The organism is Collinsella aerofaciens (assembly GCF_039752985.1).
Classification (GTDB): Bacteria; Actinomycetota; Coriobacteriia; order Coriobacteriales; family Coriobacteriaceae; genus Collinsella; species Collinsella aerofaciens_BT.
Genome location: NZ_JBDMHA010000041.1, coordinates 1 through 2,658 on the forward strand (window position 1 = coordinate 1; position 2,658 = coordinate 2,658).

Sequence of the window (2,658 nt, forward strand, 5' to 3'; positions counted from 1 at the left end):
TGGCCGAGCGCGTGGCACGCCTGGAGGCCATGGTTGCCAACGGCGCCGTGCCGGCGAGCGTGGCTGCTGCTCAAGCGAGTGCGCCTGCTGCATCCGCACCCGCTGTCCAGCAGCCGACGCTGATCTCGGGTGCCCGGGCTGCTGCCCCTGTGGCATCTGCCGCTCCCGCTGCTACGTCCGCGCATCAGGGCGGCATGCCTTGGGACCGCGGCGCTGCTGTTCCGGCTGCCCAGCCTGCACCCAAGTCCGCGGCTCCGGCTCCCGCGCCCAAGCCTGTAACGCCTGCACCTCAGCCCGTTGCGGCTCCGGCTCCCGTGCCTGCTGCATCGACCGTGCCGGTGTCCAAGCCCAACAACGCCGCTGAGGTTGCCGCCGCCGGTGCTGCCGAGACCCCCGCGGTCGAGGACGCCGGCGAGCTCCAGCGCAAATGGGCCGAGGTCGTCGAGCGCGTCAAGGCTCGTCAGGCTTCCTACGCAGGCCTGCTGCTCAACGCCCGCGCCACGGCCGACGACGGCTCCAAGCTCACGGTTTCGTTCCCCGCGGGCTCGACCTTTGCTATCAAGATGCTCGGTCGCGCCGACACACAGTCGGTGGTTCTGCCGACAGTCAGTGCGGTCTTCGGTCGTCGTACCGTCGACTATGTCCTGGATGGGGGTGGCACGCCGGCTCCTCAACATGAGGAGCATTCTCCATCTGCACGGGCTGCGGTATCTGCGGACCCGCAACCCGTGTCCTCGGCGGCCCCTGCATCCTCGAGCGCCAGCGCTCCGCAGCAGCAAGCGACGCCGGTGATGGCACCGACCCCGTCGGCGCCTAAGCCCGCCACGCCCAAACCGGCCGCTCCGGCTCCCGCGCCCAAGCCCGCTGCCGCGCCTGCGCCCAAGTCATCCGACCTGGCTAAGGCCCCCTGGCTGCGCTCCGACAACCCTGCCGGCGCTCCCGCTACGGGCAAGCTCCCGACCGAGCCCGCGCCCCGTGCGCCCGAGCGCTCTGCCGCCCCCAAATCTCAGCCTGCCGCGTCGTCTGCGCCGTGGGAATCCGAGCAGGTTCCCTACGACGATGCCATGGTCGGCGGTTTTGCTGCCGATGCCGGCGGGGACGATCTGCCGCCGTTCGACGTGCCGGGTGCGGCGTCCGCGCCCAAGCCCGCTGCAGCTGCCCCCAAAGAGGAGGACGCCCCCGCTGCCCCTTGGGAGTCCAACCCAGGCGCGGGCAGCCCCTTCGGCCATCAGGGCGCAGCCCCGAGCATCCCGCAGACCGAGGACGAGGCCAAAGCCCTCATCCGCAGCGTCTTCGGCCAGGCCACCATCTTCAAGCCGGTGGAGTAGCTGCGCGGGCGGGCATACTGCTCAAGAAGAGAACTCTTTGTCCGGGCGCATCTGTATTTCGGACATGTGTAATGTGGTGCCGCGTATATCGCATTCGAGTAGACAGGTACGTGACGGTCGGCCTAGGATGCTGAGGTCGATACGATACGTTGCATGGCTGTCCGCGTACTCGACTTGCTCGGCGCTGACGGTTGCTCCGATTGTCGAGAAAACGCCTAGTTCGGCATCGACAATCTTGGAGTTCTTTATCTTGACCTTGAACTCTTGGTAGAGGGATGGGCTGTTGTAGTAAACGGTTCGGGTTCCGTCGGTGCACTCATCGGTCGCTTCCCATTTGACGACGGGCTGGCCCGAGCTGGCTATTAGCAGTTCTGCTCCAAAGGATATAGCATGGGTGATGGCAACCAACAATGCCCAGCCGACAAAGAGATAGAGAACAAAATATGCAGCGGGGTGTTTTGAGCGGATGTTTTGGAGCGCGTCGGGGGCATTCATGGGGTACCTCCAAATTGCTATCTATGGCAATCAAATTATACCCCACCGTCATGAGCGCCACCTCGAGTGGTGGCTCGGCATTTAGCCATTTAGTGGTACGCATTAAATGTCGGATTCCGGCTCTACAAGATTTAGCCTTCAATCTTATGCAGATGCGAATTATGCAACTTTGCATAATCATTGGGTGCGGTCTGCACTCAGGACATGTATATCGACTGAGGTAGCGTGACCGCCCCGCTTGCTGGCCTCGCGCCGTGGTACGATTTTTGAGTTTGAAAGTCCCGCCGCGCCCCGGCTGCCCTTGCAGCTCGTTGCGCGGCCGCACGCAAAGGAGCCATCATGGCCGGTATGAACATGCAGCAGATGATGAAGCAGGCTCGCAAGATGCAGGAGCAGCTTGCCGCCGCGCAGGAGAACCTCAAGTCCCAGACCGTCGACGCCTCTGCCGGCGGCGGCATGGTCAAGGTGACCGTTAACGGCGAGATGGAGCTCGTCAACCTCACCATCGACCCCGATGCCCTCGATCCCGAGGACGTCGATATGCTGCAGGACATGATCATGGCTGCTGTTAACGAGGCCGTTCGCGGCGTCAACGAGCTCGCCAACAAGCAGATGGGCGCCATCACCGGCGGCCTCAACATCCCGGGCATGCCGTTCTAAGACACACATATATATGAGCGCGAATCACAGTCTGCAAAAACTGCTCGATGAGCTGGGTCGTCTGCCGGGCATTGGTCCCAAGTCGGCCCAGCGCATAGCCTATTACCTGCTCGAGGCCGATGCCGAGGAGGCCCGCCGCCTGGCCGAGGCCATCCTGGAGGTCAAGCAGGAGGTC

General features: G+C 63.9%; 3 protein-coding genes and 1 pseudogene. 3 read left to right on the forward strand and 1 reads right to left on the reverse strand.

What is annotated here, in order from left to right; translation table 11 throughout:
* Positions 1-1,328: DNA polymerase III subunit gamma/tau domain-containing protein (locus ABHR76_RS06600; protein ID WP_488212531.1), on the forward strand; the 1,328-nt coding region annotated here is incomplete at its 5' end.
* A gap of 21 nt (positions 1,329-1,349) precedes the next feature.
* Here ABHR76_RS06600 and ABHR76_RS06605 read toward each other — a convergent pair.
* Positions 1,350-1,823: a hypothetical protein gene (locus tag ABHR76_RS06605; RefSeq protein WP_346977124.1), complete on the reverse strand. Its 474-nt coding sequence runs from the start codon at positions 1,821-1,823 to the stop codon at positions 1,350-1,352.
* A gap of 339 nt (positions 1,824-2,162) precedes the next feature.
* On the opposite strand from ABHR76_RS06605, the gene ABHR76_RS06610 reads away from it, so the two are divergent.
* Both ABHR76_RS06610 and ABHR76_RS06615 read left to right on the forward strand, forming a co-directional pair.
* Complete coding sequence (locus ABHR76_RS06610) at positions 2,163-2,483, forward strand: YbaB/EbfC family nucleoid-associated protein (RefSeq protein ID WP_006235174.1); 321 nt, start codon at positions 2,163-2,165, stop codon at positions 2,481-2,483.
* 13 nt (positions 2,484-2,496) lie between these two features.
* Positions 2,497-2,658 (forward strand): annotated as a pseudogene (locus tag ABHR76_RS06615) (recombination mediator RecR); the annotation flags it as partial.

Bases quoted from the DNA above. Each gene is read 5' to 3' on its own strand.
- ABHR76_RS06605 (WP_346977124.1), bottom strand. From the start codon at position 1,823: ATGAATGCCCCCGACGCGCTCCAAAACATCCGCTCAAAACACCCCGCT.
- ABHR76_RS06610 (WP_006235174.1), top strand. From the start codon at position 2,163: ATGGCCGGTATGAACATGCAGCAGATGATGAAGCAGGCTCGCAAGATG.